The 24,958-nt window shown below is 71.6% G+C and carries 25 protein-coding genes and 1 pseudogene; 18 read left to right on the top strand and 8 right to left on the bottom strand.

Annotation, left to right across the window (positions count from 1 at the left end):
* The first annotated feature begins 25 nt into the window (after nucleotides 1-25).
* Nucleotides 26-907 carry an SMP-30/gluconolactonase/LRE family protein gene (locus tag ABZU76_RS15900; protein ID WP_220242152.1) on the top strand — a complete coding sequence of 294 codons (882 nt, stop codon included), beginning with the start codon at nucleotides 26-28 and terminating at the stop codon, nucleotides 905-907.
* On the opposite strand, the gene ABZU76_RS15895 is transcribed toward ABZU76_RS15900, so the two are convergent.
* Both ABZU76_RS15895 and ABZU76_RS15890 read right to left on the bottom strand, forming a co-directional pair.
* Nucleotides 882-1,373: a GNAT family N-acetyltransferase gene (locus ABZU76_RS15895; protein ID WP_354869625.1), complete on the bottom strand. Its 492-nt coding sequence runs from the start codon at nucleotides 1,371-1,373 to the stop codon at nucleotides 882-884. The two genes, ABZU76_RS15900 and ABZU76_RS15895, sit on opposite strands and share 26 nt — an antisense overlap.
* Nucleotides 1,374-1,449: 76 nt before the next feature.
* Entirely contained in the window at nucleotides 1,450-1,899 is a 450-nt protein-coding gene (locus ABZU76_RS15890; protein ID WP_354869623.1) for an Lrp/AsnC family transcriptional regulator, read from the bottom strand.
* A gap of 171 nt (nucleotides 1,900-2,070) precedes the next feature.
* Between ABZU76_RS15890 and ABZU76_RS15885 the strand changes: the two genes are divergently transcribed.
* From ABZU76_RS15885 to ABZU76_RS15875, 3 genes are all read left to right on the top strand, one after another.
* A complete protein-coding gene (locus ABZU76_RS15885; protein ID WP_354870052.1) occupies nucleotides 2,071-5,562 on the top strand; it encodes an indolepyruvate ferredoxin oxidoreductase family protein in 3,492 nt (1,163 codons plus the stop codon).
* Nucleotides 5,563-5,681: 119 nt separating this feature from the next.
* The gene (locus ABZU76_RS15880) at nucleotides 5,682-7,529 is read left to right on the top strand and encodes an FUSC family protein (RefSeq protein WP_354869621.1); all 1,848 of its coding nucleotides are present in this window, start codon (nucleotides 5,682-5,684) and stop codon (nucleotides 7,527-7,529) included.
* A 148-nt stretch (nucleotides 7,530-7,677) separates the two neighbouring features.
* On the top strand, nucleotides 7,678-8,094 hold the full coding sequence (locus ABZU76_RS15875; protein WP_354869618.1) for a hypothetical protein: 417 nt from the start codon (nucleotides 7,678-7,680) through the stop codon (nucleotides 8,092-8,094).
* An 85-nt stretch (nucleotides 8,095-8,179) separates the two neighbouring features.
* On the opposite strand, the gene ABZU76_RS15870 is transcribed toward ABZU76_RS15875, so the two are convergent.
* Together ABZU76_RS15870 and ABZU76_RS15865 are read right to left on the bottom strand one after the other, a co-directional pair.
* A complete protein-coding gene (locus ABZU76_RS15870) occupies nucleotides 8,180-9,487 on the bottom strand; it encodes an MFS transporter (RefSeq protein WP_354869616.1) in 1,308 nt (435 codons plus the stop codon).
* Nucleotides 9,488-9,532: 45 nt separating this feature from the next.
* Nucleotides 9,533-10,462 carry a dihydrodipicolinate synthase family protein gene (locus ABZU76_RS15865; protein ID WP_354869614.1) on the bottom strand — a complete coding sequence of 310 codons (930 nt, stop codon included), beginning with the start codon at nucleotides 10,460-10,462 and terminating at the stop codon, nucleotides 9,533-9,535.
* A gap of 88 nt (nucleotides 10,463-10,550) precedes the next feature.
* Between ABZU76_RS15865 and ABZU76_RS15860 the strand changes: the two genes are divergently transcribed.
* The 6 genes from ABZU76_RS15860 to ABZU76_RS15835 all read left to right on the top strand — a co-directional run bounded on the left by ABZU76_RS15860 (nucleotide 10,551) and on the right by ABZU76_RS15835 (nucleotide 15,453).
* Entirely contained in the window at nucleotides 10,551-11,576 is a 1,026-nt protein-coding gene (locus ABZU76_RS15860; RefSeq protein WP_354869612.1) for a LacI family DNA-binding transcriptional regulator, read from the top strand.
* A 115-nt stretch (nucleotides 11,577-11,691) separates the two neighbouring features.
* A complete protein-coding gene (locus tag ABZU76_RS15855; protein ID WP_354869610.1) occupies nucleotides 11,692-12,393 on the top strand; it encodes a phosphatase PAP2 family protein in 702 nt (233 codons plus the stop codon).
* Between the two features lie 117 nt (nucleotides 12,394-12,510).
* The gene (murC, locus tag ABZU76_RS15850) at nucleotides 12,511-13,896 is read left to right on the top strand and encodes a UDP-N-acetylmuramate--L-alanine ligase (protein ID WP_354869607.1); all 1,386 of its coding nucleotides are present in this window, start codon (nucleotides 12,511-12,513) and stop codon (nucleotides 13,894-13,896) included.
* Between the two features lie 73 nt (nucleotides 13,897-13,969).
* Nucleotides 13,970-14,755 (top strand): nucleotidyltransferase domain-containing protein, encoded by a 786-nt coding sequence (locus tag ABZU76_RS15845; protein WP_354869604.1) that lies wholly within the window; start codon nucleotides 13,970-13,972, stop codon nucleotides 14,753-14,755.
* A 72-nt stretch (nucleotides 14,756-14,827) separates the two neighbouring features.
* Nucleotides 14,828-15,193 (top strand): hypothetical protein, encoded by a 366-nt coding sequence (locus tag ABZU76_RS15840; protein WP_220242142.1) that lies wholly within the window; start codon nucleotides 14,828-14,830, stop codon nucleotides 15,191-15,193.
* Nucleotides 15,194-15,213: 20 nt separating this feature from the next.
* On the top strand, nucleotides 15,214-15,453 hold the full coding sequence (locus tag ABZU76_RS15835; RefSeq protein ID WP_354869601.1) for a hypothetical protein: 240 nt from the start codon (nucleotides 15,214-15,216) through the stop codon (nucleotides 15,451-15,453).
* 185 nt (nucleotides 15,454-15,638) lie between these two features.
* On the opposite strand, the gene ABZU76_RS15830 is transcribed toward ABZU76_RS15835, so the two are convergent.
* Both ABZU76_RS15830 and ABZU76_RS15825 read right to left on the bottom strand, forming a co-directional pair.
* Nucleotides 15,639-16,007: a DUF5313 family protein gene (locus tag ABZU76_RS15830; protein ID WP_354869598.1), complete on the bottom strand. Its 369-nt coding sequence runs from the start codon at nucleotides 16,005-16,007 to the stop codon at nucleotides 15,639-15,641.
* Nucleotides 16,008-16,110: 103 nt separating this feature from the next.
* Nucleotides 16,111-16,239 (bottom strand): hypothetical protein, encoded by a 129-nt coding sequence (locus ABZU76_RS15825; protein ID WP_354869596.1) that lies wholly within the window; start codon nucleotides 16,237-16,239, stop codon nucleotides 16,111-16,113.
* A 233-nt stretch (nucleotides 16,240-16,472) separates the two neighbouring features.
* Between ABZU76_RS15825 and ABZU76_RS15820 the strand changes: the two genes are divergently transcribed.
* From ABZU76_RS15820 to ABZU76_RS15790, 7 genes are read left to right on the top strand one after another with little or no spacing between them, the layout of a single operon-like run.
* Nucleotides 16,473-17,408, top strand: a complete 936-nt coding sequence (locus tag ABZU76_RS15820) for an alpha/beta fold hydrolase (RefSeq protein ID WP_354869594.1) — start codon at nucleotides 16,473-16,475, stop codon at nucleotides 17,406-17,408.
* Nucleotides 17,393-18,181, top strand: a complete 789-nt coding sequence (locus ABZU76_RS15815; protein WP_220242138.1) for an ABC transporter ATP-binding protein — start codon at nucleotides 17,393-17,395, stop codon at nucleotides 18,179-18,181. Before ABZU76_RS15820 ends, ABZU76_RS15815 begins: the two co-directional genes overlap by 16 nt.
* Nucleotides 18,156-19,025 (top strand): ABC transporter permease, encoded by an 870-nt coding sequence (locus ABZU76_RS15810; protein ID WP_354869591.1) that lies wholly within the window; start codon nucleotides 18,156-18,158, stop codon nucleotides 19,023-19,025. Before ABZU76_RS15815 ends, ABZU76_RS15810 begins: the two co-directional genes overlap by 26 nt.
* Nucleotides 19,026-19,072: 47 nt before the next feature.
* Nucleotides 19,073-20,170 carry an ABC transporter substrate-binding protein gene (locus ABZU76_RS15805; protein ID WP_354869588.1) on the top strand — a complete coding sequence of 366 codons (1,098 nt, stop codon included), beginning with the start codon at nucleotides 19,073-19,075 and terminating at the stop codon, nucleotides 20,168-20,170.
* Nucleotides 20,171-20,210: 40 nt separating this feature from the next.
* Nucleotides 20,211-21,389, top strand: a complete 1,179-nt coding sequence (locus tag ABZU76_RS15800) for a CoA transferase (RefSeq protein WP_354869585.1) — start codon at nucleotides 20,211-20,213, stop codon at nucleotides 21,387-21,389.
* A 57-nt stretch (nucleotides 21,390-21,446) separates the two neighbouring features.
* Entirely contained in the window at nucleotides 21,447-22,064 is a 618-nt protein-coding gene (locus tag ABZU76_RS15795) for a TetR/AcrR family transcriptional regulator (RefSeq protein WP_354869583.1), read from the top strand.
* Between the two features lie 55 nt (nucleotides 22,065-22,119).
* A complete protein-coding gene (locus ABZU76_RS15790; protein ID WP_354869580.1) occupies nucleotides 22,120-22,470 on the top strand; it encodes a VOC family protein in 351 nt (116 codons plus the stop codon).
* Nucleotides 22,471-22,495: 25 nt separating this feature from the next.
* On the opposite strand, the gene ABZU76_RS15785 is transcribed toward ABZU76_RS15790, so the two are convergent.
* Together ABZU76_RS15785 and ABZU76_RS15780 are read right to left on the bottom strand one after the other, a co-directional pair.
* Nucleotides 22,496-23,191, bottom strand: a complete 696-nt coding sequence (locus tag ABZU76_RS15785; RefSeq protein WP_354869578.1) for a type 1 glutamine amidotransferase domain-containing protein — start codon at nucleotides 23,189-23,191, stop codon at nucleotides 22,496-22,498.
* A gap of 103 nt (nucleotides 23,192-23,294) precedes the next feature.
* A complete protein-coding gene (locus tag ABZU76_RS15780; protein WP_354869575.1) occupies nucleotides 23,295-24,368 on the bottom strand; it encodes a nitronate monooxygenase in 1,074 nt (357 codons plus the stop codon).
* 27 nt (nucleotides 24,369-24,395) lie between these two features.
* Between ABZU76_RS15780 and ABZU76_RS15775 the strand changes: the two are divergent.
* A pseudogene (locus tag ABZU76_RS15775) lies at nucleotides 24,396-24,947 on the top strand (LysR family transcriptional regulator); the annotation flags it as partial.
* Between the last annotated feature and the right edge of the window lie 11 nt (nucleotides 24,948-24,958).

Genomic DNA, 24,958 nt, shown 5'->3' with positions numbered 1-24,958 from the left:
GTCGGAAACCGGCGGCTGGGGGCAGATGTACGTCGAGGCGGAATTCGAGAGGTTCGACGAGCGGTTCGCGCGCGTCGACGGTGATTCGCGGCTGGAGCGGCTCTACGACGGCTGCCGCTGGGCCGAAGGCGCGGTGTACTTCCCGGCGGCGCGCTCGCTGGTGTGGAGCGACATCCCCAACGACCGGATGCTGCGCTGGGACGAGACGACCGGCGCGGTGGGCGTGTTCCGCCACCCCGCGGGCTACTCGAACGGCAACTCGCGCGACCGCCAGGGCCGGCTGCTCACGTGCGAGCAGGGCCCGCGCCGGGTCACCCGCACCGAGCACGACGGCTCGATCACCGTGCTCGCCGACCGCTTCGAGGGCAAGCGGTTCAACAGCCCCAACGACCTCGTCGAGGCGGCCGACGGCGCGATCTGGTTCACCGATCCCCGTTACGGGATCTCCAGCGACTACGAGGGTTTCCGCGCCGAGAGTGAGATCGGCGGCGACCACGTCTACCGCATCGACCCGTCGGGCTCGGTCACCGTCGTGGCCGACGACTTCGAGCGGCCCAACGGCCTGGCGTTCTCCCGCGACGGCTCACAGCTCTACGTCGTCGACACGAAACGCGGCCACCTGCGCCGCTTCGACGTGACCTCGCGCGGAGTCTTGACCGGTGGCGCCGAGATCGCGCACTGCCGCCAAGGCAACTTCGACGGGCTGCGCCTCGACGACCAGGGCCGCCTCTGGGCGGCCACCGGCGGCGGCGTCGACTGCTTCGCCCCCGACGGCACGCTGCTGGGCGGCCTCAAGGTCCCCGAACCCGTGGCGAACCTGGTCTTCGGCGGCCCGAAGCGCAACATCCTGTACGTCTGTGCGACGACGTCGATCTACTCGATCATGCTGAACGTGACGGGCGCCTGAGGCCGCGCACCATCTTCAGCGCCAACCGCCGGTAGTGCACCGTGCTTTCTTCGAGGAACCCGCATCGGCGGTAGAGCGCGATCGCCGCCGCGTTGTCCTCGAAGACCTGCAGCCGCACGGAGTGGCCGCTCTGGCTCTCGGCCCACTGCGCGACGGCCTCGACGAGCGCTTCGCCGACGCCGTGGCCGCGTGCGGACGGAGCCACGTACATCGAGTGCAGGTCCACCACACCGTCGTCGTCCGGGGCCGTGCCGCTCGCCATGCCCGCGTCGCGCCCGCCCACGGCCGCGAGGACGTTGAACGGCCAGTCCGTGAGCCGTCCGCGCCAGCGAGCCTCGGTGTCGCCCTCGCCCTGCCAGTCGGCGAGCCGCGCGCCGAACGCGTGCGGCGCCTCGGCGAGCGCGCTGAGCCGCAGGGCCCGCCACGCGCGCCAGTCGTCCGCCGTCAGTTCCCGGATCTCCACCACGCCGTCCACGATCGCGGCGACCGGCCGTGGCTCGCAAGGTGTTTTCCGTATAACGACCTATACCGCCGCCCGGAGATCAACCGGCTTCCGCGGCCTCCGTCGAGCTGCCCAGCGTGATGAACGTCTTCGTGCCCACCACCCCGCCCGACACGCGGATCGCGTCGATCACCTGGCGCAGGTGGGTCACGTCGCGCGCGCGGATGTGGCACAGGGCGTCCGGGTCGCCGGCGATGAGGTACACCGCCCGGACCTCCGGCAGGTCGCGCGCGAGGCGCTCGATGTCCGGGGGCCGGGTGCGGCCCGTGTAGCGCAGCTCGGTGAAGGCCTCGATGTTCCAGCCCAGCTTGGTGTAGTCGATCTGCGCGGTGAAGCCGGTGATCACGCCGGCGGCCTGCAGGCGGTCGACGCGGCGCTTCACCGCGGGCAGGGAAAGTCCGACTTCGACGGCCATGTCCGCATACGAGCGCCGGCCGTCGAGGCGGAGGAACTCCACGAGGCGCAGGTCGATGTCGTCGACGCCGGCCATGTCGCCTCCTGGCAAGAAATTAAAGTGGATACCAGGTCCACGTTACATAGTTGCGTCATCGTGGCCAGGCCGCGCACCGATCTTGCGCCGTGAGAGGCTGAGGTTTCTCCTGTGTCCCACGCCACCGTGTTCCATCCCGCCGTGTCCCATCCACCGTGCCCCACCCGGGCCCTGCCACGCCCCTGCGAGAGGAGCGCCCACGTGCTCACCGAACCGGTTTCGCTGGACGACAAGTACGTCGCCGACCACGGGCGAGCGTTGATCTCCGGCGTCCAGGCGCTCGTGCGGCTCACGCTCGAGCAGCGCCGGCTCGACGAGGCCCGCGGCCTCGACACTCGTGTGTTCGTCTCCGGCTACCAGGGTTCCCCGCTCGGCGGGCTGGATCAAGAGCTCGGGCGCGCCAAGAAGTTCCTCGACCCGGCCGGTGTCGTGTTCCGGCCCGGGGTGAACGAGGAGCTGGCCGCGACCGCCGTCGCCGGCACGCAGCTGCTCGGCAACGTCCCCGGCCGCCGCCACGCCGGCGTCACCGGCTTCTGGTACGGCAAGAACCCGGGCCTGGACCGCGCGGCCGACGCGATCCGCCACGGCACGCTCGCCGGCACCGCCTCGCTCGGCGGCGCGGTGGCGTGGATCGGCGACGACCCGGCGTGCAAGTCCTCGACGGTGCCCAGTTCCTGCGAGCCGATGGCGCAGAGCCTGGCCATGCCGCTGCTCGCGCCCGGCAGCGTCGCCGAGATCATCGAGTTCGGCCTGCACGCGGTGGCACTCTCGCGGGCGAGCGGGCTGTGGACCGGCCTGAAGATCGTCGCGGACATCGCCGACGCGTCGGCCACGGTCGACATGCACACGCTGGCCCACGGCATCCCGATGCCGCCCGAGACCCTCCGCCCGACCGGGCGCGCGCTGGTCGGCGCGCCGGCGCTCGACGCCGAGCACGACATGTTCACCCGCCGCCTCGACCTGGCCCGCGCGTACGCCCGCGCGACCGGCCTCAACCGCATCACCTTCACCGCCCGCGCGGCCAAGCTCGGGGTGCTCGCGTCGGGCACCGGCTACGCCGTGGTGCAGCGCGCGCTGCAGGACCTGGGGCTCGACGAGGCCGCCATGGAGGCGCTCGGCCTGCGGCTGATCCGCCTCGCCATGCCCTACCCCCTCGACGCCGACGTGCTGGCCGAGCTCACCGAGGGCCTCGACGAGGTGCTCGTGGTCGAGGACAAGGTGCCGTTCCTCGAAGGTCACCTCAAGGAGGCGCTCTACCGCCGCCCGGGGGCGCCCAACGTGGTCGGCCGCCACGACGAGACCGGCCGGCCGCTGCTCACCGGCCGAGGTCAGCTCGTCGCGGAAGACGTGGCGAAGGCGCTGGTCAAGCGGATCGAAGCCGTCGTCGGCCCGGACCGGCTGCCGCGCACCGCCGCCGTGCACCTGGACGCGATCACGCCACCGCGCCCGCCGCGCATCGCGCTGCCCACCGCCACCGCGCCGCGTACGCCGTTCTTCTGCTCCGGCTGCCCGCACAACGTCTCCACGCGCACGGGCGACGACACGCTCGTGGGCGTCGGCATCGGCTGCCACGCGATGGTGGCCATCGACGGCGCGGGCCGCGGCCACCAGATCGGCCTCACGCAGATGGGCGGCGAGGGCGCGCAGTGGCTCGGCCTCGCGCCGTTCACCGACGACCGCCACTTCGTGCAGAACCTCGGCGACGGCACGTTCCACCACTCCGGCTCGCTCGCCATCCGCGCGGCCGTGGCCGGCGGCGCGACCATGACGTACAAGCTGCTCTACAACGATGCCGTCGCCATGACCGGCGGTCAGCGTGCCGAGGGCCGCCTCGACGTCCCCTCCATCACACGCCTGCTGGCCGTGGAGGGCGTGCGGCGGATCGTGATCACGACCGAGAGCCCGGCCGACTACCGCGGCGTGTCGCTCGACCCGATCGCGTCGGTGCGCCACCGCGACGACTTCGCCGAGGTCGAGGCGGAGCTGGCCGCGACCGACGGCGTCACCGTGCTGATCCACGACGACCGGTGCGCGGCCGAGGAACGCCGACTGCGCAAGCGCGGCCAGCTGCCGACGCCGGCCGAGCGGGTGGTCGTCAACGAGCGCGTGTGCGAGGGCTGCGGCGACTGCGGCGACGTGTCCACCTGCCTGTCGGTGCGGCCGGTCGAGACGGAGTTCGGCGCCAAGACGCGCATCCACCAGTCCTCGTGCAACAGCGACTTCACCTGCCTCAAGGGCGACTGCCCGTCGTTCCTGCTCGTGACGCCCGGCACGAAGAAACCGCGCCGCGAGGTACCCGAGCTCCCCGTGGCGCTGGCGGAACCGGCGGCTCGGCTGTCCGAAGTGGACACCGTGCTGATGCGGATGCCCGGCATCGGCGGCACGGGCGTGGTCACGATCTCGGCGGTGCTGCAGATGGCCGCGCACCTCGACGGCCGGTTCGCCGCAGGCCTGGAGCAGACCGGCCTGGCGCAGAAGGGCGGCCCAGTCGTCTCCGACATCCGGATCTCCAAGTCGCCCGTGACCGGTTCGCTGCGGGCCTCGCGCGCGACCGCCGACGTGCTCGTGGGCTTCGACCTGCTGGGCGCGGCCGACGCGGGCAACCTCGCCACCGCGCGGGCGGGCCACACCGTCGCCGTGGTCAACACGGCGCTGGTGCCCACCGCCGCGATGGTCACCCATCGCGTGGTGCTGCCCGGTTCGAACGACGACGCGCTGGAGAAGATCAGCGCCGTGACCCGCGACCTCGTGGCGCTCGACGCGAACGAGCTGGCCGAAGAGCTCTTCGGCGACCACATGCCGGCCAACATGCTGCTCGTCGGCGCGGCCTACCAGCATGGCGTGGTGCCGATCTCGGCCGACGCGATCGAGGCGGCGATCCGGCTCAACGGCACCGCAGTGGAGAAGACGCTGACGGCGTTCCGCTGGGGCCGCGCCGCGGTCGTCGACCCGGCCGCCGTGCGGGCCGCCGCGATCTCCCCGGCCGTCGCGGAAGTGCCGGTGGACGCGGTGGCCGCGACGATCGCCGCCGGCGACTTCGAGCAGGTGCTGGCGCCGCGCGTCGCCGACCTGATCGGCTTCCAGGACGAGACGCTCGCGCGCCGCTACGCCACCCAGGTCCGGGAGCTGGCCGCGGAGGCGGCCGAGCGCACGGACGCCGACACGGGCGCCCGCATCGCCGCCGCGTACGCGCGCGGGCTGCACAAACTGCTGGCGTACAAGGACGAGTACGAGGTCGCGCGCCTGCACCTCGACCCGGTCGAGCAGGCGCGGCGGGCGGCGGAGTTCGGCGCGGACGCCGACGTCGCCGTGCTGCTGCACCCGCCGGTGCTGCGCGCGATGGGCATGAAGCGCAAGATCCGCCTGCGCGGCCGCACCGCCACGGTGGCCTTCCGCGCGCTGAAGGGTGCCCGCCGCCTTCGCGGCACCCGGGCCGACGTGTTCGGTTACGCGAAGGTCCGCCGCGTCGAGCGGGCTCTGCCGGGGGAGTACCAGCACCTCGTGGAGCGCGGGCTCGCCCACCTCACCCCGAAGACCGCCGACGCGTTCGAGGAGCTCGCCGCGCTGCCCGACGTCGTACGGGGCTACGAGGACATCAAGCTCGCCAACGTCGAGACCTTCCGCACCCGCGCGGCGGAGCTGCTGGCCACGATCACCGCCTGAGCGCTCCCGGTCCCGCTCCACAAAGGACTCAGCCACAAAGGACTCGGACCGGGAGTGGCGCCGCCGCTGCCGGGGTGCGAGGCTTCCGCGGGAAGAAGCGCGAAGACGGTGAGGTGCGGGTGAATGTTCTGGCGCGCGGCGGCGGTTTGCTCGTCGTGATCCTGGCGGTGGTCGGCGGCACGGCGGGGCTCGGGGCGGTGCTCGGCCTCGGCGGCACGATGATCCTCGCCGGGCTGACCGCGTTGTTCTGCTTCATCGCGGCCAACGGCGGCCCGCTGCTGCCGGACCTCAAGCTGCTGGCGGCGTTCGCGCCGGCGGTGGTGATCGGCGCGGCGGGGCCTCGGCTGCTCGGGCAGGTGTCGCACGCCGCGGCGATCGCGCTGCTTGTGCTCGTGGTGTTCTGCGCGGCACTGCTGCCGGCTCTGGGCGCGCGGTACGTGACCGTGGGCCTCGGGCTCGGGATGTCGTCGGTGTTCGGCTACGGCTTCCAGCTCACGGGCGCGGCGAGCGTCGGGCAGATCCTCGGCGCGCCCGCGCTGGCCATCGGCGTGGTGTTCGTGCTGCGGCTGCTGACGGGCCTGGGCGACCCGGGCAAGCCGACGCGCGCCGCGCTCGCCGACGCGCTGGCCGGACCGGACCGCGAGAGCGCCGAACGCGCCGTTCGGCTGTGGCTGGCCGACCGGCCGCTGCGCTGGCAGGCGCGTGTGGTCGCGGCGGGTCTGCGCTGCCACGGCACAGCTGCGGTGCTACGCGACCGGCTGCGCGTACTGGACGCGGACCAGGCGGCGGCCGTCACAGCGGTGCTGGCGGCCGCCGAGGCGGCGCTGACGCAGCTCGCGGACGCGGTCCGGGCCAAGACCCTCGACCCGGCCGGCGTACCCGAGTTCGAGCACGTCGATCCGGAGATCGGCCTGCCCGGCGACACCCGCGTGCTCGTCGACGACCTGTGGACGGCGGTCGCCGCGGTGCGCGACGCCGTCTCGACGCGCGACGAGTCCCTCGTGGACTTCCCGCGCCACATCGTGCGCACGGCGTTGCGCCGCGAGGCCGCCGGCGCGTTGTCGTGGCGCTCGGCCCAGCTGCGCCACGCCGTCCGGTGCGCGCTGGGCATGCTGCTGGCCGTCGTGATCGCGTCGTTCCGTCCGGGCGACCCGCTCGCGGTGTCGTTCCTGATGACGACGTTCGCGATCATGCAGCCCGAATGGCGCGACACACTCGCGAAGGTCTGGCAGCGCGTGGCCGGCTCGGTGGCCGGGGCCGTCGTGCTCGGGCTCGCGCTGTGGCTCCTGCCGCACTCGGCGCTGCTGCCGCTGGGGCTCGTCGCGCTGCTCGTCGGGTTCCCGTTCATGCAGGCGCAGCCCCTGGTGTTCAACGGATGCGTCGTGCTGATGAGCGTGAGCGTCAACGCGGTCACCAAGCACCTCGACCCGGGCGCGACGCTCACGGAGTACGTACTGCTGGTGGCGCTCGCCGTCGCGATCGCGCTGCTGTTCGGGTTCGCCGCCGTGCCAGGCGTGCCGAAACCCCCGGTGGCGCAACGCTTTTCGGACGCGACGGCCGCGATGGGCGAGCTGCTCGGATCCGTCGCCGCGCGCCTGCGCGGAGAACCGGGCGGCGACGCGCGCGAGGTCGGCCCGCGCTTCCGCACGGCCGTGCGCACGCACCAGGACCTGCTCGCGCCCGAACCCGGCACCCGCGGTCCGGACTCCACTCAACGCGACGCACTCGACGAGTCCGTGGAAGGCCTGCGCGGCCTCGCGGCGTCGGCCGGCGCGATGCTCCAGCGTCGCACCGGTTCGGCCGAACTGGCGGGCTTCACCGCCGACGCCGCCGCGGCGCTGACCACCGGCGCGCCGCCGCCCTCCCGGCCGGACCTGCCGGACGAGGAGGAGCGCCTGCTCGCCGATCTGGTCCTCGCCGACGTGCTGCGGATCAGCCGCGGGCGCGCGGTCCTGACCCCGGCGTGAATGCGATTCATTTTTTGCGGAGGAATTCGCGCCAACCCTAAGTCATTCCTAAATGGCCACTTTCGAGGTGCGCCGCTCGGCTGTTCCGTTGTACGTTCGGTTCCGCGGCGAGATGATCTTGCCGCTCCTACTGGAGGGAACAGAACACATGGGGAAGCGGATTTCGCGGATCGGTGCGCTCGTCGCCGCGGTCGCGGCGGCCGGCACGCTCGTGGGTGGGGCGGGGGTCGCGAACGCGGCACCGGCCAGCGCGTGCACTGACCCTCACCAGGCGTCGGGCATCATCGGGAAGTGGGGCCCGGTCAGCAAGTCGAGCTGCGCGATCTTCGGCCACGCGGGTTTCCGCGCGGGTTACGGCTGGAACGTGCAGGAAGGTACCAACCAGTCCGCCTGCGTCCAGGGCTGGGGTTTCGACGCCAAGCACCCGAAGGGCGGCTGGTTCAGCCTCGGCTGTGGCAAGAGCGGAAAGATGACGGTGCCGTGGGGCAACATGGCCGCCAACCCGCAGGTCCGGGTCAAGAGTATGGGCGGCAGCATCGCGGTGATCGTCGACTGGCGCCAGTGACCTGATTCCGGTGCCCGCCGGCCATTCCCCGGCGGGCACCGGAACCATTATCCGAAAAACAGCAATTCTCTCGAATGGCACTGCCCTATTCGATGGCCACGATGTCGCGTCCGGTTCGGTCCGGCGCTATCGCGGAGAAAACAATTCCCGCCAACGGCCCCAGAATGCCCAGTGCCAACGCGAGCGGAATGCCGCCGCCCGCCAGGGTCAGCGCGAAAAGCGGGTACACGCCGGCGCCGAGGCCGCGGCCGACGTAGTAGCTGCTGTTCGCGCCCGTGGATCTTATGCGCGTCGGGTAGTACTCCGACATCCACACGCCCAGCACGCCGAAGCCGCCGCAGGCCGCGGCCGACCACATCAGCGCCCAGAACGTGGCGTCGCCCCAGAAGGACGAGCTCACGTGGTCCGTGCCGCTCAAGACCTGTCCGAGGAACCAGGCGAAGCCTGCCACGCCGAACACGCAGGCGGCCAGGAACGCGTACTTGCGCCGCACCAGGTCCGACAGCGTGCCCGTCGCCGAGTAGGCGAGGATCGTGAACACGTAGCCGATCAGCACCACGCCGCTCGCCGTGCCCAGCGGCAGGTGCTGCACCTTCAGCAGGTACGTGGACAGGTACACGCCGACGGAGTTGGTCGTGAGGAACATGGCCGTGGACAGCACCATGAAGATCACGCTGCCGTAGACCACTTTCGAGCGGAACACGTCCAGGATCGGCACGCGCGTGCGCCGCAGCTCGGGCGGCACGGTGCCCTCGCGCAGCCGCCGTTGGTACTCGAGCCAGTGACGCGACTCCGGCAGCAGCCGGAAGGCCGCGAGCCCGATCACCACGCTCACCACGCCGATCACGACGTAGCCGGTGCGCCAGCCCAGGTCGTTGCCGAACCAGGACAGGCACGCGTAGAGCACGCCGACCGTCACGATCTCGCCGAGGAAGTACATCGACTGGATCAGGCCACCCATCGTGCCGCGGCGGGTGGTTTTCCAGCACTCGGTGAACATCGAGAACGACAGGCCGAACAGGCCGCCCATGCCGAGCCCGGCCAGCAACCGGGTGGCCAGGAACGTCCCGAAGCTCGGCGCCAGCCCGCCGAGCACGGCGGCGACGCCGAACGCGAGCACGGAGATCGCGTACGTGCGGCGGCGCCCGAGGGTGTCGCCGAGCCAGCCGAACAGGAACCCGCCCGCGATCGAGGCGAAGCCCTGGAACGTCGCCACGCTCACCAGTGCCACCGTGGACACGTGCAGTGAGCCGGACAGGTAGGTGAGCGGGTAGCCGACGAGGTTGATCTCGGCGCCGTCGAACAACGAGCCGAGGAACGCGAACACGAGGATGAACCGCAGCTCCCGGCGGTTCCCGGTTCTCGGTGGTGCCTCTGCTGACACAGCAGTCATCGGTGTGCCTTCCCAAGCGAAGCGGTGGAGAAGGAAAACGCAGCGTCAGAGCACCTTGCCGAGCCCGGCGTGGGCGAGAGCGGCGGCGACCTCGTCGTCGGCCTCCGGAGCGAGCGGCAGCAGCGGCGAGCGCACGTAGGCGTTGGGGATGACCCCACGCTGCACCAGGCCCAGCTTGAGCGCGACGCTGCCTTCCATGTGCGAACCGCGGTGGTACACGGCCTTGGTGAGCGGCAGCAGCCGGTCGTGCACCGCGCGCGCCGCCGGGTAGTCGCGGCGCTTGCCGGCCTGAAGCAGTTCCCACATGCCTTCGGGCGCCAGCGCGCCGTAGCCGACGAGCGCGCCGTCGACGTCGAACATCGTGTGCAGCAGGTACTCGTCGTGACAGGTGAGGATCTGCAGGTCGGGAACCTCCTTGCGCAGCACCGGGACCTCGGTGTCCCAGCGGCGCATGTTGCGCACGCCGTTCTTGATCGCGAACACGGAGTCGAGCTCGGCGATCTTGAGCTGCTCGGTGAGGTTGTAGCTGGCCTTCGTCACGTCCGGGTACTGGAACAGGATCTGCGGCAGGCCGGAGATCTCGCCGACGATGCGGTAGCGGTCCGCGGCGGCGCCGGGCTGGAAGCCGAAGCGCAGCCAGCTGTGCGCCGGGTAGAGCAGCACGCCCGCCGCGCCCGCCTCGCCGTAACGCTTGGCCTCTTCGCCCGCGACGCGGCTGCCGTCGCTGATCACGCCGGTGATGATGGGCTGCTTGCCCTCCACGGCGTCGACCAGGGTTTTCACCACGTCGCCGCGCTCGGTCTCGGTCATGCTCGCGCCTTCGCCGGCGTGCCCGTTGCACACGATGCCCTTGACGCCCGGCAGGCCGGCGAGCCAGCGCCCGTGCACCGCAAGGGCTTCGTGGTCGACGTCGCCGCTCTCGGTGAACGGGGTGACGCACGCCGGGACGAGGCCGCGCAGATCCAGAGACTTCATGACACTCCCTTGTTTCAGGCTGTGCAAACGATGAGGGAATCGGTTGCACAACGGTAGGCTGCGGATTGCCCGAGAGTCAAGGAGCCGCATGAGCGAGCGAACACCGGAGGTCACCCGGGAGCCGGGGGCCCGCCCGACGATCAGCGACGTCGCGCTGGCGGCCGGCGTCAGCAAGTCGACGGTCTCGCGCGCGCTCAACCCCGAGCACCGGTTCTTCCGCAGCCCGTCGGCGGCACGGATCCGCGAGATCGCCGAGGGCGTGGGCTACGAGCCGAACCCGGTCGCGGCAAACCTGCGACGCCAGCAGACCAACACGTTCGGCGTGCTCGTGCCGCGGCTGACCGACACGGTGATGGCGATGTTCTACGAGGAGGTCGCCACGGCGTGCACGCGCCGCGGGTACCACGCGCTGGTCGCGACCTCGCACGACGAGCCGGAGCTGGAACGCGAAAACGGCCGCATGCTGCTCGGGCGCCGCGTCGACGGCCTGATCCTCACCACCGCACGCACCGAGGGCGGCTTCTGCCAGGAGCTGCTGGAGCGCGGGGTGCCGCACGTGCTGGCAATGCGCACGTTCGGCGACAGCGCCGCGGCCGTGGGCGACGACCGTCTCGGCGGCTACCTCGCCACGCGGCACCTCCTGGACCTCGGACATCGCCGCGTTGCCCTGGTCGCGGGTCCGGCGTATGCGTCCAGCGCGCTCGGCCGCCGGGCCGGTTACGAGGACGCGTTGCGCGAAGCCGGCCTCCCGGCAGTGGTGCTGCCCTCGACGTTCAGCATGGAGAGCGGCGAGGACGCCGGGCGCGCCCTGCTCGCTCTCGACCCGCGTCCTACCGCCGTCTTCGCCGTGAACGACAACACCGCCGTCGGGCTGCTCTCGGCCGTGCAGCGCGCCGGTGTGCGCGTGCCCGAGGAGCTGTCCGTGGTGGGGTACAACGACATTCCGCTTGCCGCGCGCCTGCCGGTGCCGCTCACCACGATCCGGGTTCCGTTCACGGAGATCGCCGGCGCGGCTGTGGACCTGCTGATCGACGCGGGCGCTGGGGTGCCGGCCACCACGCGCCGGTTCGCGCCGACGTTGATCCCGCGGGGGACCACACTGCGGGTGGGGTGAGGAAGGCCCCGTCCGTCCACAGGGGACTGGTCCGTGCGGAACCAATGCGCAGTTGTTGCAGACCCATGACATTTCCCGGGCCCACCGCGGACGAAGCGTTGGCAGGCTGGACGGGGTGAACAACCGAGTGCTCGGCATCGCCTGGCGGCTGGTGGCCGCCGTCCTCCTCGTCGTGGCGACGGGGGTGACGTACTTGCTGCTGGTCCGCACGGAGTCCGGCCAGGAGGCCGACCAGCGGGTCCTGGAGACGTTCGACCCGTCGTTCACCCGCGCGTCGGGGGAGGTGCCGCTGCCGCTGGAGGTCCCGGTGCCGGTGCTGTTCACCCTCGCGCTCGTGCTGGTCGTGGTGATTGGCCTGCTGCGGCGCGCGTACCGGCGCACGGCGGCGGCCGTCGGGCTCATGGTGGTGGTCGCGGGCTTCGCGCAGCTGCTCAAGGTCGCCCTCGACCGGCCGAACCTGGCCGAGCGCATCCACTCCACCAGCAACAGCTTCCCCAGCGGCCACGTGACGGTGGCGGCGATGAGCGTGTTCGCGCTGCTGCTCGTGCTGCCGCGCGCGGGGCGGTTCGTGGCGGCGCCACTGGGCGTGGCGTGGATCGTCGCGGTGGGCGTCTCGACGCTCACCGTCGGCTGGCACCGCCCCAGCGACTGCCTCGGCGGCTTCTTCCTCGCGGCGGCCGGCTACGCGCTGGCCTCGGCGTGCGTGGTCGAGCGCCACGGTCCGCGGCTGCCCGCCGACGCCACGACCGTCGTCCTCGCCGCGCCTCAGCCGGCACCCGGGCACCCGGACCGACAGCCGTTCTCAGTGCCGCGCTGACGGATCGGCACACGGCTGTTGCCTTGCCGCGACAGAGCGCGCGCGGTCCGAGGACATGCCGGTCGCACCCTCGAATCCGGGGACAGGGAGTCCTCACCGGACACAAGAGAGTGCGTGATGAACGAGCTGACCGTGCGGGACCTGGGCCACGTGTACCTGATCGGCATCGGCGGGGTGGGAATGTCGGGCCTCGCGGAAATCCTGCTGCGCCACGGGGTGCCGGTGAGCGGCAGCGAGGTGGGCGACCGGCCGGCCCTGGCGTTGCTGGAGGAGCTGGGCGCCACCGTGCACCGCCGGCACTCGGCCGGGCACCTCTGGACCGCCGACACCGTGGTGTACTCCACCGCGATCCCCGACGACCACGTGGAGCTCGTCGAGGCTCGCGATCGGGGACTGCCGCTGCTGCACCGGTCCGAGGCGCTCGCGGCGGTGCTGGCGGGGCGCCGGGCGATCGCGGTCGCGGGCACGCACGGCAAGACCACCACCACCGCGATGATCACGGTCGCGCTGCGCGCCGGCGGGGCCGACCCGTCGTACGTGATCGGCGGCGACGTCCGCACGCTCGGCTCCGGCGGCGTCGGCTCGGGGGAGTACTTCGTGGTGGAGGCCGACGAGAGTGACCGCTCGTTCTTCGCCTACACACCCGAGGTCGCGGTGGTCACGAACATCGACTCCGACCACCTCGACACCTACGGCGACGTCGAAGGGCTGCAGCAGGCGTTCCTCGACTTCTGCCGCCGTGTGCGCCCCGGCGGTTTCGTGGTGACCAACGCCGACGACGAGCGGTGCCGCCGGCTCGCCTCGGCGCTGCGAGCGGAAGGCCGGACCGTGTACACCTACGGCCAGGCCAACGACGCCGACCTCGTCGTGGTGGGGCTTTCGTCGGTGACCACGGGGGTCCGCTACGACGCCGTGCTCGACGGCGCCCTCGTCGGCGCGGTGCACGTGCCGGTGGTGGGCAAGCACCTCGGCCTCAACTCCGCGGCCGCGCTGCTCACCGCGCAGCGGCTGGGCATCCCCGGCGCAGCCCGCGGCTTGCGCCGTTTTCCGGGCGTCCGCAGGCGGTTCGAGCTCCGCGGTGTCGCGCGCGGCGTTCGGGTGTACGACGACTACGCCTGCCACCACACGTCGATGGCCGCTTCGCTGACGGCGTTGCGGTCGGTCGCGCAAGAACATCGGCTGGTCGTGGTGTGCCAGCCCAATCGTGCGTACCGCGTGCGGCAGTTCCTCGGCGAGATGGCCGAGTCGCTGAGCCTGGCGGACCAGGCGGTGGTGCTTCCGGTGTTCGGCCCCGGCGAGACCGTTGCGGCCGGTTATGACGGCGAGGCGCTCACCGCCGCGATTCCGTTGCCGGAGAAGGACAAGGTGTACGCCGGGTCGGGCTCCGTCGCGTGTGCGGAGGTGGTGCGGCGAGTGCAGCGGGGCGACGTCGTGGTGACCATCGGGTCGCCCGAGATGGCGACGCTGGCCGGCCGCATCGTCGAGGCGCTGCACGAGGACTGAGCGCTTATTCGCGTGCCGGCCGGAGCGGTGTCGTGCTACTTTGCCCGACTTTGCTCCCGCCGAAAGGAAGGTCATGACCGTTCCCACGCTGCACCGCGAGTTCCTCGACGACGTGCTCCCGAAGATCAGCCGCGACCCACGCGTGGCCGGGGTGGCCGTCGGCGGCTCGATCGCCCACGGCGAGCCCGACGTCTACTCCGACGTCGACGTCCTCGTGGTCGTCGCCGATGACGCGTTCGACGCGGTGACGGCCGAGAGGTTCGTGTTGATCGGCTCGTGGGTCGACCTCGTCGCGGGCTTCACCGGCGAGCACGTCGGCGAGCCGCGGCTGGTCATCACCCTGACCGGGCCGCGCCTGCTGCACGTGGACTTCAAGTTCGTGCGAGTGGCTGATTTCGGCGAGCGGACGAGCGACCCGAAGATACTTTGGGAGCGCGACGGTGCGCTGACCCGGGCCCTCACCGCCGCGCCCCTGGCCAAGGAGCCGCTGGACGAACAGTGGCTCGAAGACCGGTTCTGGGTGTGGGTTCACTACGCGGCCACGAAACTCGGGCGCGGCGAGCTGTTCGACGTCCTCGGTTTCCTGGCTTTCCTGAGGGAAACCGTCCTGGGGCCTCTGATCGCCGCGCGCGCCGGCATTTCTCCTCGAGGCGTGCGCCGGCTGGAGTTCGCCGCTCCGGAAGAGGCGCGTGAGCTGCGGGCCACCGTCTGCGGGTACGACACGAAGGAGGCCGGGGCGGCGGTGCTGGCGAGCATCGAGCTGTACCGGCGCTGGCGCGGCGACGTCGAGCGGCGTGACCGGGCCGAGGAGCTGGCGGTGCGGTACCTCGCCGACGTGCTGGAGTCGGGCGGCAGGTAGCGGACACGCTCGGGAGGGCTCCCGCCGTCCGCGGTTACCGTCCCCGGTGATCAACCGGAGGAGGGGTGCGTCGTGGGCGGGTGGCAGGTCAGGACCGCGCGGTGGGTGATGGCCGTGCAGGCCGTGGCGTCGATCGGGATCTGGGTGGTGCAGCTGCTCACGGTGCTCGAACGCCTCGACCACGGCCAGGACGTGCCGGGGTCGGTGTGGCTCGTGCTCGTGCTGAACCCCGTGATCGCGGTGCTCGTCGCCGTGGCCGCGGCGTTCCTGGCGCGGCACGCGTGGGCGGCGACGCTGGGGGTGGCCATGGAGGTGATCGGCGTGGTGAGCGCCCTGATCAGCGTGATCACCGGGTACTACCAGGCCGTGGTGGCGATCGTGCTGGCCATCGCCGTGATCACGCTGATCGTCCGCCGCCGGCAACCTGCCGTCGTCTGAGCCCGGGAAGGGGTTCCGCCGTGTCACGCTTGCGTCTGGCCGCCGCGGCCGCCGCCGTCGTCTTGCTCGCCACCGGCTGCGCCGGGCCGCCGCCCGAGCAGTGCGACGAGTTCATGTGCGAAACCGTCGGCTACTGGCCCAGCACCGAAACGCAGATCGAAAACGGTTTCGTCGCCGTGCTGAGTGCCCTCGGCGTCGTCCCGATCGTGCCGCGCAGCGCCAACGGCCCGGCGCGGCGCACCGTCACCATCGGTGGGTAGCGCCTCAGCTGGTGGTGGCGCCTCAGCTGGCGGCGACGAAGCCGAGGATGGCGACGAGCGCGATGAAGACCATGCCGACCCCGCGGATGACCGGGGGCCCACGCCGGCACGGGTACCTGGTCCTTCCCGGCCGAGTGGCTCTTCACAGCGCCAGTGCGGTGGAGTGACAGGGTCCTGCCACGGCGTCACGGCCAGGTCGCGGCACCGCCGCGACGTTTCCGGACTTCTTTGCCGGTGTTCGGCGGGAAGCCGTGCTTGGCGAGACGCACTTCGGCGAGCTCGTCGGCGCTGCCGAGGGTGAGGAAGAGGCCCAGCACCAGCGCCATCAGCAACCCGAGCAGCACCAGACCCGCCGGCAGCGGCGTGAGGAACACCAGCAGGAGGAACCCGGCGGTGAGCCAGGGCAGCGCCTCGAAGAACACGCGGAGCGCGAACCGCAGCACCCAGGTCCGGGCGGTCGCGTCGTGCAGCACCCACGGGCGGTACTCATCGGGCAGCCGCGCGCCGTAGACGTAGCGCAGCCACCGGATCGGGCCTGGCCGTGGGCTGACCATGACACCAGTGTCGGCGCGATCGGCGAGATCTGTCCACCTGGTGCCGGCGCCGCTCAGGTGTTTTGTCCGCCCGGCGCGCGTCACGGCGCCGGCGCAATGCGCGTCAGCCCAGCGAAGCCAGCGCCGCCTCCGCGAAACCCGCGTGCTTCGCCAGATCCCGCCACGGGTCGGCCTTGCGCGCCGGCCGTTGCTTGCGCTGCGCCGTGGTGAGGTGGATGCGCGGCTGCAGCACGGCGAAGCTGGTGTTGTCCCGGCGAACGCCACGATCTCCCCGTCAGCCACGAACCGCGGGCCGCCCTGCCGGTCGAGCGCCTCGACGAGCTCCGGGTAGGCGCTGTCCATGACTGGTCGGTGCTCACTACGCAGCCACGGAGAGTGCTCGCGCCCCGCCACTTCCGCGACGAGTCTTGTCAACGCCGGCTAACTAGCATTACGTTACTAACAAGTCGCTAGTTAGGAGCCAGCGTGGGCTGCAACGAGCACCCGGGCCCTCGGTGGGCCCGGCCGGGACGCCATCGGGTCGTCGCGAGCGAAGTCGACGAATGGGCGACCGCGGACGTGCAGCGGGTCGCCGTTTTCGTGCAAGAACCGGACGGTGCCGGGGAAAAGCCGGTAGTCGTCCTGTGTCACGGGCTGGGTGGGAGCCACCGCGGGTACGCGGGCCTCGGCCACCACCTCGCGTCCCACGGCTACGCGGTGCTGCACCCGCAGTTCCGCGACGCCTTTGAGCTCGCAGGTCCGGAGCTCGGCCTGTCCGGTGTGGACGAACGAACCTGGGCCGCGGATCCCGTGGCCAAGCAACGGATGCACGCGCTGCTGTTCGACCCGGAACACTGGCTGTCGCGGGTCGGCCGGGTGCACGCGGTGCTCGACGCGCTCGCCGCCAAGCCGGGCCTGAAGCCCGGCCACGTACTGCTCGCCGGGCACTCGTTCGGCGCCTACACCGCGCAGCTCCTCCTGGGCACGCGCCTGTCCGGCCACGAGACCTTCAGTCACCCGGCCGTCGCGGGCGGAATCCTGTTGTCACCGCAGGGAAGTGGCGACCGCGGGCTCACGCCCGGCTCCTGGGAAGACGTCGAGCTGCCCCTGCTGGTCGTCACCGGCACGCGTGACTTCGGTGCCCGCGGCGAGGGCGTCGAGTGGCGCCGCGAGCCGTACGACCGGGCGCGCTCGCGGTTCAAGCACCTCGCCGTGGTCCACGACGGCGACCACCAGCTCGGCGGAATCCCACGCCACGACAACGAAAACAGCCCGACGGCGGCCGCGATCTCCGCGGTCGCCACGGCGTTCGCCGACCGTGTGCACGGCGACCGGGCCGCGGGGGAGTGGCTCGCGAACGCACCCTTTCCGACGATCCTCGACCACACCCATCAGGAGGAGGCCGCATGTCCGACGTCGTGATCAGCGCGACGGGCGTCGAGCGGACGTTCGTTTCCCGCGGCCACGCGGTCCACGCGCTGGGCCCGGTCGACCTGACCGTCGAAAGAGGACAGTTCGTCGCCATCGTCGGCCCGTCCGGCTGCGGGAAGTCGACGTTGCTGCGGATCGTCGCGGGGCTGGCGGCGCCCTCGGCCGGCGAGATCGTGATCGATCGTGCGGACGCGGATTCGCCGCTGTGCTCCATGGTCTTCCAGGACTACGGCATCTTCCCCTGGAAGACCGTGCTCGCCAACGTGCGGCTCCCGCTCGACATCGCCGGCGTCTCACGGCCGAGGGCGAACGAGGTGGCCCGCGACTGGATCGAGCGCGCCGGCGTCTCCGGCTTCGAATCCGCCTACCCGGCCACGCTTTCCGGCGGCATGCGCCAGCGCGTGGCACTGGCCCGGGCGTTCGTGGCCAACCCCGAGATCCTCCTGATGGACGAGCCGTTCGCCGCCCTCGACGCGCAGCTGCGCCTGGTCCTGCAACAGGAGCTGCTGCGGGTGTGGGAGGCACACCGGCGCACCATCCTGTTCGTCACCCACGCCATCGACGAGGCACTGCTGCTGGCCGACCGCGTCGTCGTCATGTCCTCGCGGCCCGGGCGCATCCTCGACGACATCGAGGTCCCGTTCGCCCGGCCGCGCACCCGCGCCGCGCGTTCGGCGGCCGAGTTCGGCGCCCTCGAAGACCACATCTGGCGGCTCCTGAAAGGTGAGGTGGAAGAACGTGAGCACGCTCATGACGTCGCATGAGGAGCTCGGAGGTCGTGAGCTCGTCCGCCGCACGCCCGGTCCTGCCGAGCTGGCGCCCCAGCGGCACGCCCGGCGCCGCCGCGGTGTGACCCTCACGCTGGCCTGGGCGACCCCGGTGCTGATCGTCGTGGTCTGGGAACTCACCGCGCAGTTCGGCATCCTCGACACCCGGTTCTTCCCGGCCCCCAGCGTGATCTGGCAGGCGGGCGTGCAGTCCATTCAGGACGGCGTGATGACCGACGCCATCGTCGACACCGTGCGCAAACTCGTGATCGGCTACGGGGTCGGCGTCGTGGCCGGCGTGGCGCTCGGAGTCCTGTTGGGACTGTCGTGGATCGCCCGGGCTGCGCTGGAACACACGCTGGTCGCGCTGTACACGCTGCCGAAGCTGGCGCTGTTCCCCGTGTTCCTGCTCATCTTCGGCCTCGGTGGGCTGCCGCAGATCGTGCTGGTCGGCGTGTCCGTGTTCTTCATCGTCGTACTCGCTTCCACCACCGCGGTGCTGTCGGTCGAGCAGGGCTACCGCGACGCCGCGGAAGTGCTCGGCGCCAAACGCACCCAGCTGCTGCGCCACGTCATCCTCCCCGCTGCGCTGCCGGCCATCGCGACGTCGATCCGGCTGACCGCGGGCATCGGCATCCTCGTGATCGTCGGCATCGAGATGGTGTCGGGCGACAGCGGCCTCGGCTACCTGATCTTCCAGCGCTCCCAGGTGTTCGACCCCGCGACGATGTACGCCGGCGTGATCATCGCCGGGGTGATCGGCGTGGCCTTCACCGGCCTCGTCAGCCTCGCGCTGAAGTTCGCCGTCCCCCAGCAGCGGCCGCGCCTGCGCCGGTCCTGAGTCCCTCCCCGTCCCCCACCCCTTCCCGTGTTTTCCTCAGGAGAGCCATGTCCAGAACCACCCGGGCGCTCTGCGCCACCGCCGTCACGGCCGGCCTGGTGTTCGCGAGCGCGTGTGCCCCGTCGTCGCAGCAGAACCAGGCCACCGACGCCAAGCAGGTGTCCGTGCTGCCGGCCGGCGTGAGCCTGTCGGGCAAGGCCGGCACGCCTGCGCCCAAACCGCTGGCGCAGCGTGCTTCGCTCAAGGTCGGAATCCCGTCCAAACTGGAACTCGAAGCGCCGGCGCTGCTCGCCCAGGTCTACGGCGAGTTCGGCAAGGAGAACCTCGACGTCACCTTCGTCACCGACACGGTGCCGAACCTGCTCACGTTGCTGGGACAGGACAAAATCGACCTCGTCTACGCCGGCGCGCAGGCACTGGTCTTCAACGCGCTGCGCCACGGCGTCCCGATCCGCTGGGTCTCCGGCGTCGCTTCGTCCTCTCCGGACAGCGGCGTCTACATGAGCACCAAGTACGGCAGCAAGGCGAGCGACTTCAATCCGGCTTCGTTGAAGGGCAAGAACATCGGCGTCAACCCCGGTGGCCTGGCGGCTCCGTCGGAGTACGGCTTGTACGACCTCATCACCAAGGGCGGCCTCAAGCCCGCCGACGTGCGGATGACGCCGTTCAGCGACATCGCCGCGATGGTCCAGGCGCTCAACAACGGCTCGATCGACGGCGCCACCCTCGGCCCGCCGTTCACCGCGAGCATCAAGCCGGGTACCGCGTTCAACGCCGAAGGCGGGTACCCGGACAGCATGCAGATCGCCGGCTACTTCGCGACCACCGACCTGCTCGGTGAACACCGCGACGCGGGTGTCGCGCTCTTCCGCGCGGTGGAGCGGACCGTGAACACGCACCTGTCCGGTGACTACCACCAGGACGGCGACGTGATGACCAAGATGGCCCAGCAACTCGGCACGACCGTCGACACGCTGCGGATCGCGCCGTCGGTGCCGTTCGACTTCGACGTGCCCGCCGAATCGGTGGCGAGCCTGCAGACGATGTACAAGGCCGTGCCGAACACGCTGCAGATCGACTCCCCGGTGAAGCCCGAAGAGCTGATCGACCTGTCGCTCGTGATCGACGCGGCGCAAGGCAAATGAACCCCCGCATCCCGACGCGAGCACGGAGGACAACCACACGATGAGCGACGCGCTGGCCGGTGTCCGGGTCCTCGACGCCGCGACCGTCCTCGCCGGACCGGTCTCGGCGACGATCCTGGGTGACTTCGGCGCCGAGGTGGTCAAGATCGAAGACCCGAAGGTCGGCGATTTCACCCGCGGCGGCGGGCGGTCGCCGGGCTGGCTCCAGGAGGGGCGCAACAAGAAGTCCGTGGCGCTCGACCTCCGGACGTCCGAAGGGCAGGCCGTGTTCCACCGGCTGGTGCCGCACTTCGACGTGGTGGTCACGAACTTCCGCCCGCCGACGCTCGAGCGCTACCGCATGTTGCCCGAGCACCTGCAGCCCCTCAACCCGCGGGCGATCCTGTTGTACCTCACGGGGTTCGGCCTCACGGGGCCCTACCGCGACCGCGGCGCGTTCGACCGGATCGCGAGTGCCTACAGTGGACTGACCTACGCCACGGGCGAGCCGGAGCGGCCGCCGGTGCGCAGCGGATACTCGGTGATCGACTACATGAGCGCCTACCTCGCGGCGTTCTCCGTCGTGTCCGCGCTGTACCACCGCGATCACGGTTCGGGCTCGGGCCAGGTCATCGACCTGGCGCTGTACGAGGCGGCGTTGCGGTCCAGTGAGGACTCGGTGACCGCCTACGGTCTCGACCGCCAGGTCCGGGAACGGCTGGGCAACAAGAACCCGTCCATCGTTCCGGCGTCGGACTTCGTGACCTCCGACGACCGCCGGGTGTCGCTGCACGCGGGCACCGACTCGCTGTTCCGGCGCTTGTCCGCGGTGATGAATCAGCCCGAGCTGGCCGACGACCCGCGCTTCGCCGACCGCCCCGCCCGGATCCGCCACCAGGACGAGCTGTACCCGCTCATCAGCGAGTGGGTCTCGCGGCTGACCGCCGACGAGGTGGTGAAACTGCTGAGCGACGCCGACATCCCGGCGTCGCCGATCATGAGCGTCGCCGACCTGATGAACGACCCGCACTGCCGGGCCCGCGGCTCCGTGATCACCGTGGACGACGCGGAGTTCGGCGAGGTCCCGATGGTCGCGCCGCTGCCGCACCTGAGTGCGACGCCCGGCAGCGTCCGCTGGGCCGGCACGACGTTGGGCGCGCACACCGAAGAGGTGCTCGGCGGCCTGCTGGGCCTGTCCACCGCGGAACTCGACGCGTTGCGGGGCCGGGGTGTGGTGTGAGCGATCACTAGACTGCGAGATCGGAGGCAGGTGAGAAGAGTGCACACGGGAGATGATGTGAACGACACCGCCGGGCAGGCGTCGAGCCGGCGCGGGCGCGACCGGGCCCGCACCGAGGCCGACCTCCTCCAGGCGACTTTCGACCTGCTTCAGCGCGACGGGATCTTCGCCGGACTGAACCTGCAGGAGGTCGCCGACCGCTCCGGGGTGAACCGCGGCCAGATCTACCAGTACTTCGGCGACCGGCGATCCCTGCTGAGGGCGGCCGTGGCCCATCGGGCCCGGGAATGGGCGGCCGGCGCGAAACGGCACTGGGAGGCGTCGTTCCTCGGCCGGCGCAAGGCGATGTTCCGCAGCGCGCTCGCGAACCCGGCGCCCACGCTGGTCGAGGCCCTGCTCGCGATCGACGGCGACCCGGACTACCACGCCCTGCCCGAGATCGAGAAGACGAGAGCCGCCCTCCAACGCGACCAGGCCACCGGCGCCCTGCCCGCCGACGGCGACGCGATCGCGATGCACGTGTTCATGGTCGCGGCTTACAAGGGCTACCTCATCTTCCGCGAGGCGCTCGCGCGCGACGTCGGCGTGCCGGTCGAGGAGCTCGATGCCCGCGTGCTGGCCGTGCACGACCACGTGGCCGGGGCGATGACCGAGGGCGACCCGCGGGACCGATGAGTTTTCGCGGCGGCGGTGGTCTACCCCTCCGTCAGCCGCCGGGAGGAGTGGTTCCGTGGACCTGTACACGATCATGTGCGTGAGCGACCTGCCCCGGGCTCTGGAGTGGTTCACCGCGTTCCTGGGCCGGCCCGCCGACGAGGTCATCGGCGAGGAGCACCTGTGGCAGCTGGGCGAAGCCGCGTGGCTCGTGGTCGACGCGCGGGAGGTGCGCGCCGAGTGCGTGGGCCGGGCGATGGTCACCCTCGGCGTCACCGATCTCGACGGGATCCTCGCCCGCCTCGCCGCGCACGGCATCACGCACGAACCCGTCGAGACCTACGCCAACGGCGTGCGCCACGTCGTGGTCCTCGACCCGGACGGGAACAGCCTCTCGCTCGCGCAGTCGCCGGCGGAGCCCGCGTAGCCGCGCACTCCGCCGGTGATCGGGCCTATTTCAGGGCTTTGAGGAGTTCCTGGGCCAGCGGCGCGGCCGAGGCGGGATTCTGTCCCGTGTAGAGGGTGCGGTCGACGACCGTGTACGGCTGCCAGTCCGGCCCGCGCTCGAACGCGACGCCGAGCTTGCCCAGCTCGTCCTCCAACAGCCACTTCGCCTTGGGGCCGAGACCGACCGCGTTCTCCTCGTCGTTGGTGAACCCGGTGACGCGGTAGCCGGCGAACGGCGACTCGCCCCGCTCGTCGCGCGTCGCCAGCAGCGCGGCGGGCGCGTGGCACACCACGGCGAGCGGCTTGCCCGACGCGAGGGCGGCGTTGAGCAGGGCACCGGAGTCGGCGTCGTGGGAGAGGTCCTCCATCGGACCGTGGCCGCCGGGGTAGTAGACGGCGTCGTAGTCCGACAGGTTCACGTCCGTGAGCACGATCGGCTCGCGCAGTTCGCCGGCGGACTCGAGGACCTGCGCGAGCTTCGCGGCCCCTTCCTCGCCGCCGGCCATGTCCGGGTTCAGGCTGCCCTGGTCCACGGTCGGCACCACGCCGCCCGGGGTCGCCACCACGATCGTGTGGCCCGCGTCCTTGAGGGCGGTGTACGGGGAGGCGAACTCCTCGGCCCAGTACCCGGTCGGATGCCGAGTTCCGTCGTTGAGCGTCCAGTGGTCGGCGCCCGTCATGACGAACAGGACTCGTGCCATGGTTCTCGTTCTCCTCTGGTCGATCATGGATTGTCTTGGTGGGGTACCCGTTCTGGCCGCCGGCGACCTGTCGCCGAGCTCACCCGTCCGGTTGACGGGTGGGCTAGAGCCGGGGGGAGAGCCGCGTGAGGATGTCGGCCGCGGGTTCGGCGGTGGCGTGCCGGTAGCCGGTGCCGGCCCACAGGTTGACGCGCTCGGGGTCGCCGGCCTGCACGGCCGCCTTGCGCAGCGCGCTGGTCAGGTGATGCAGGGCCGGGTACCCGGCGGGAGCTTCGGCCGAATGGTCGTCGGTGAACGCGTTGCGCAGGCCCCGCGCCGGGCGGCCGGTGAACGCGCGCGTGACGACTGTCTCCCGGCGGGCCGGGTCGGCCAGCGCTTCGCGGTGGGGCTTCGACGCCCCGCTCTCGTCGGACCGCAGCAGCACGGTGCCGACGGCCACGGCGGTGGCTCCGGCGTTCAGCACTTCGGCCACGGCCTCGGGAGTGGCGAGCCCGCCGGCGCCGACCAGGGGCAGCGACACGGCGGCCCCGACTTCGCCGAGGAGCCGCGGCAGCGCGACCGCCGGCGGGACGCGGTCGGGCGTGAGCGTGCCCGAGTGCCCGCCCGCGGCCGCGGCCTGTACGAGCAGGAGATCCGCACCGGCGTCGGCGGCCAGCCGGGCCTCGTCGGCCGAGGTCACGGTCTGCGCGACCAGCGTGTCCGCGCGGCGAAGCCGGGCGAAGACCGACGCGTCCGGCAGGCCGAAGGTGAAGCTGACCAGCGGGACGGGGCCGGCCAGCAGGAGGTCGAGCTTGGCCTCCCAGTTGTCGTCGTCCTCGGTGATCGCCTGCGGGAGGTCGAGGCCGTAGCGGTCGGCGTCGGCCTGGAGGGTGTGGGCGTAGCGGCGGTAGGCGTCCGGGTCGACGGGCACCGGGTTGGGGGCGAACAGGTTGACCCCGAACGTGATGCCCAGCGCGCGCACCTGTGCGATCTGCTCGGCGAGCGCTTCGGCCGTCTTGTACCCGCCGGCGACGAAGCCGAGGCCCCCGGCGCTCGCCGCCGCGGCCACGATGGCGGGCGTGGTACCCCCGCCCGCCATCGGCGCCGCCAGGACCGGCGAGGTCACCCCGAGACCGGACAGCGAGCTGTGCATGTCGAACGCCTTCTCTCTTCCCCGCGTGAACCCCTTCGGCTCCACGCTAGGCACCCGCGGCCGCGTTGGGAAATGCCCGTCCGGCCGCGGCTATGCTCTGCGGGCATGGTTGAGGGCACACCGGCGGGCATCGAAATCCGGCCCCTGCGCGCGTTCGCGTCGGTGGCCCGGCTGGCGTCGTTCACCAGTGCCGCCCAGGAGCTCGCCATCACGCAGCCCGCGCTCAGCCGGACGGTGCGGCAGCTCGAGGAACTGCTGCGCGTCACCCTGCTGGACCGCTCGTCGCGGCACGTGGAGCTGACGGAAGCGGGCCGCGCGTTCCTGGAGCACACGCAGCGCGTGCTGGCGGAGCTCGACCGCGGCGTCAGCGCGGCGCGGCGCCGGGGCACCGTGAAGCTGGGGTTCAGCTGGCTGCTGCCCACGCCGTGGGCGCAGGAGACCGTGGTGCGGTTCGAACACGCCACCGGCAGTTCGGTCGACCTCGTGCGCATCGACGACCCGCTCGCGGCGGTGCAGCAGGAGAAGGTGGACGTCGCGCTCGTGCGCGGGCAGGTGCGTTCGTCGCGGCTGCAGGTCGTGCACCTGTTCGACGAGGACCGGGTCGCCGTGTTCGCGGACACGTTCCCGCTCGCCGG

Origin of the sequence: Amycolatopsis sp. NPDC005232 (assembly GCF_040607795.1) — a bacterium.
Lineage (GTDB): Bacteria > Actinomycetota > Actinomycetes > Mycobacteriales > Pseudonocardiaceae > Amycolatopsis.
The sequence above is the reverse complement of the archived record's forward strand: the minus strand, read 5'-3'. Positions and strand labels throughout refer to the sequence as shown.

Excerpts from the sequence above, each read along its gene's own strand:
- ABZU76_RS15900 (WP_220242152.1), top strand. The coding sequence starts at position 26 with ATGTACGTCGAGGCGGAATTCGAGAGGTTCGACGAGCGGTTCGCGCGC.
- ABZU76_RS15890 (WP_354869623.1), bottom strand. The coding sequence starts at position 1,899 with ATGGCCGGCGTCGACGACATCGACCTGCGCCTCGTGGAGTTCCTCCGC.
- ABZU76_RS15875 (WP_354869618.1), top strand. The coding sequence starts at position 7,678 with ATGGGGAAGCGGATTTCGCGGATCGGTGCGCTCGTCGCCGCGGTCGCG.
- ABZU76_RS15870 (WP_354869616.1), bottom strand. The coding sequence starts at position 9,487 with ATGACTGCTGTGTCAGCAGAGGCACCACCGAGAACCGGGAACCGCCGG.
- ABZU76_RS15865 (WP_354869614.1), bottom strand. The coding sequence starts at position 10,462 with ATGAAGTCTCTGGATCTGCGCGGCCTCGTCCCGGCGTGCGTCACCCCG.
- ABZU76_RS15860 (WP_354869612.1), top strand. The coding sequence starts at position 10,551 with ATGAGCGAGCGAACACCGGAGGTCACCCGGGAGCCGGGGGCCCGCCCG.
- murC (WP_354869607.1), top strand. The coding sequence starts at position 12,511 with ATGAACGAGCTGACCGTGCGGGACCTGGGCCACGTGTACCTGATCGGC.
- ABZU76_RS15845 (WP_354869604.1), top strand. The coding sequence starts at position 13,970 with ATGACCGTTCCCACGCTGCACCGCGAGTTCCTCGACGACGTGCTCCCG.
- ABZU76_RS15830 (WP_354869598.1), bottom strand. The coding sequence starts at position 16,007 with ATGGTCAGCCCACGGCCAGGCCCGATCCGGTGGCTGCGCTACGTCTAC.
- ABZU76_RS15815 (WP_220242138.1), top strand. The coding sequence starts at position 17,393 with ATGTCCGACGTCGTGATCAGCGCGACGGGCGTCGAGCGGACGTTCGTT.
- ABZU76_RS15805 (WP_354869588.1), top strand. The coding sequence starts at position 19,073 with ATGTCCAGAACCACCCGGGCGCTCTGCGCCACCGCCGTCACGGCCGGC.
- ABZU76_RS15800 (WP_354869585.1), top strand. The coding sequence starts at position 20,211 with ATGAGCGACGCGCTGGCCGGTGTCCGGGTCCTCGACGCCGCGACCGTC.
- ABZU76_RS15785 (WP_354869578.1), bottom strand. The coding sequence starts at position 23,191 with ATGGCACGAGTCCTGTTCGTCATGACGGGCGCCGACCACTGGACGCTC.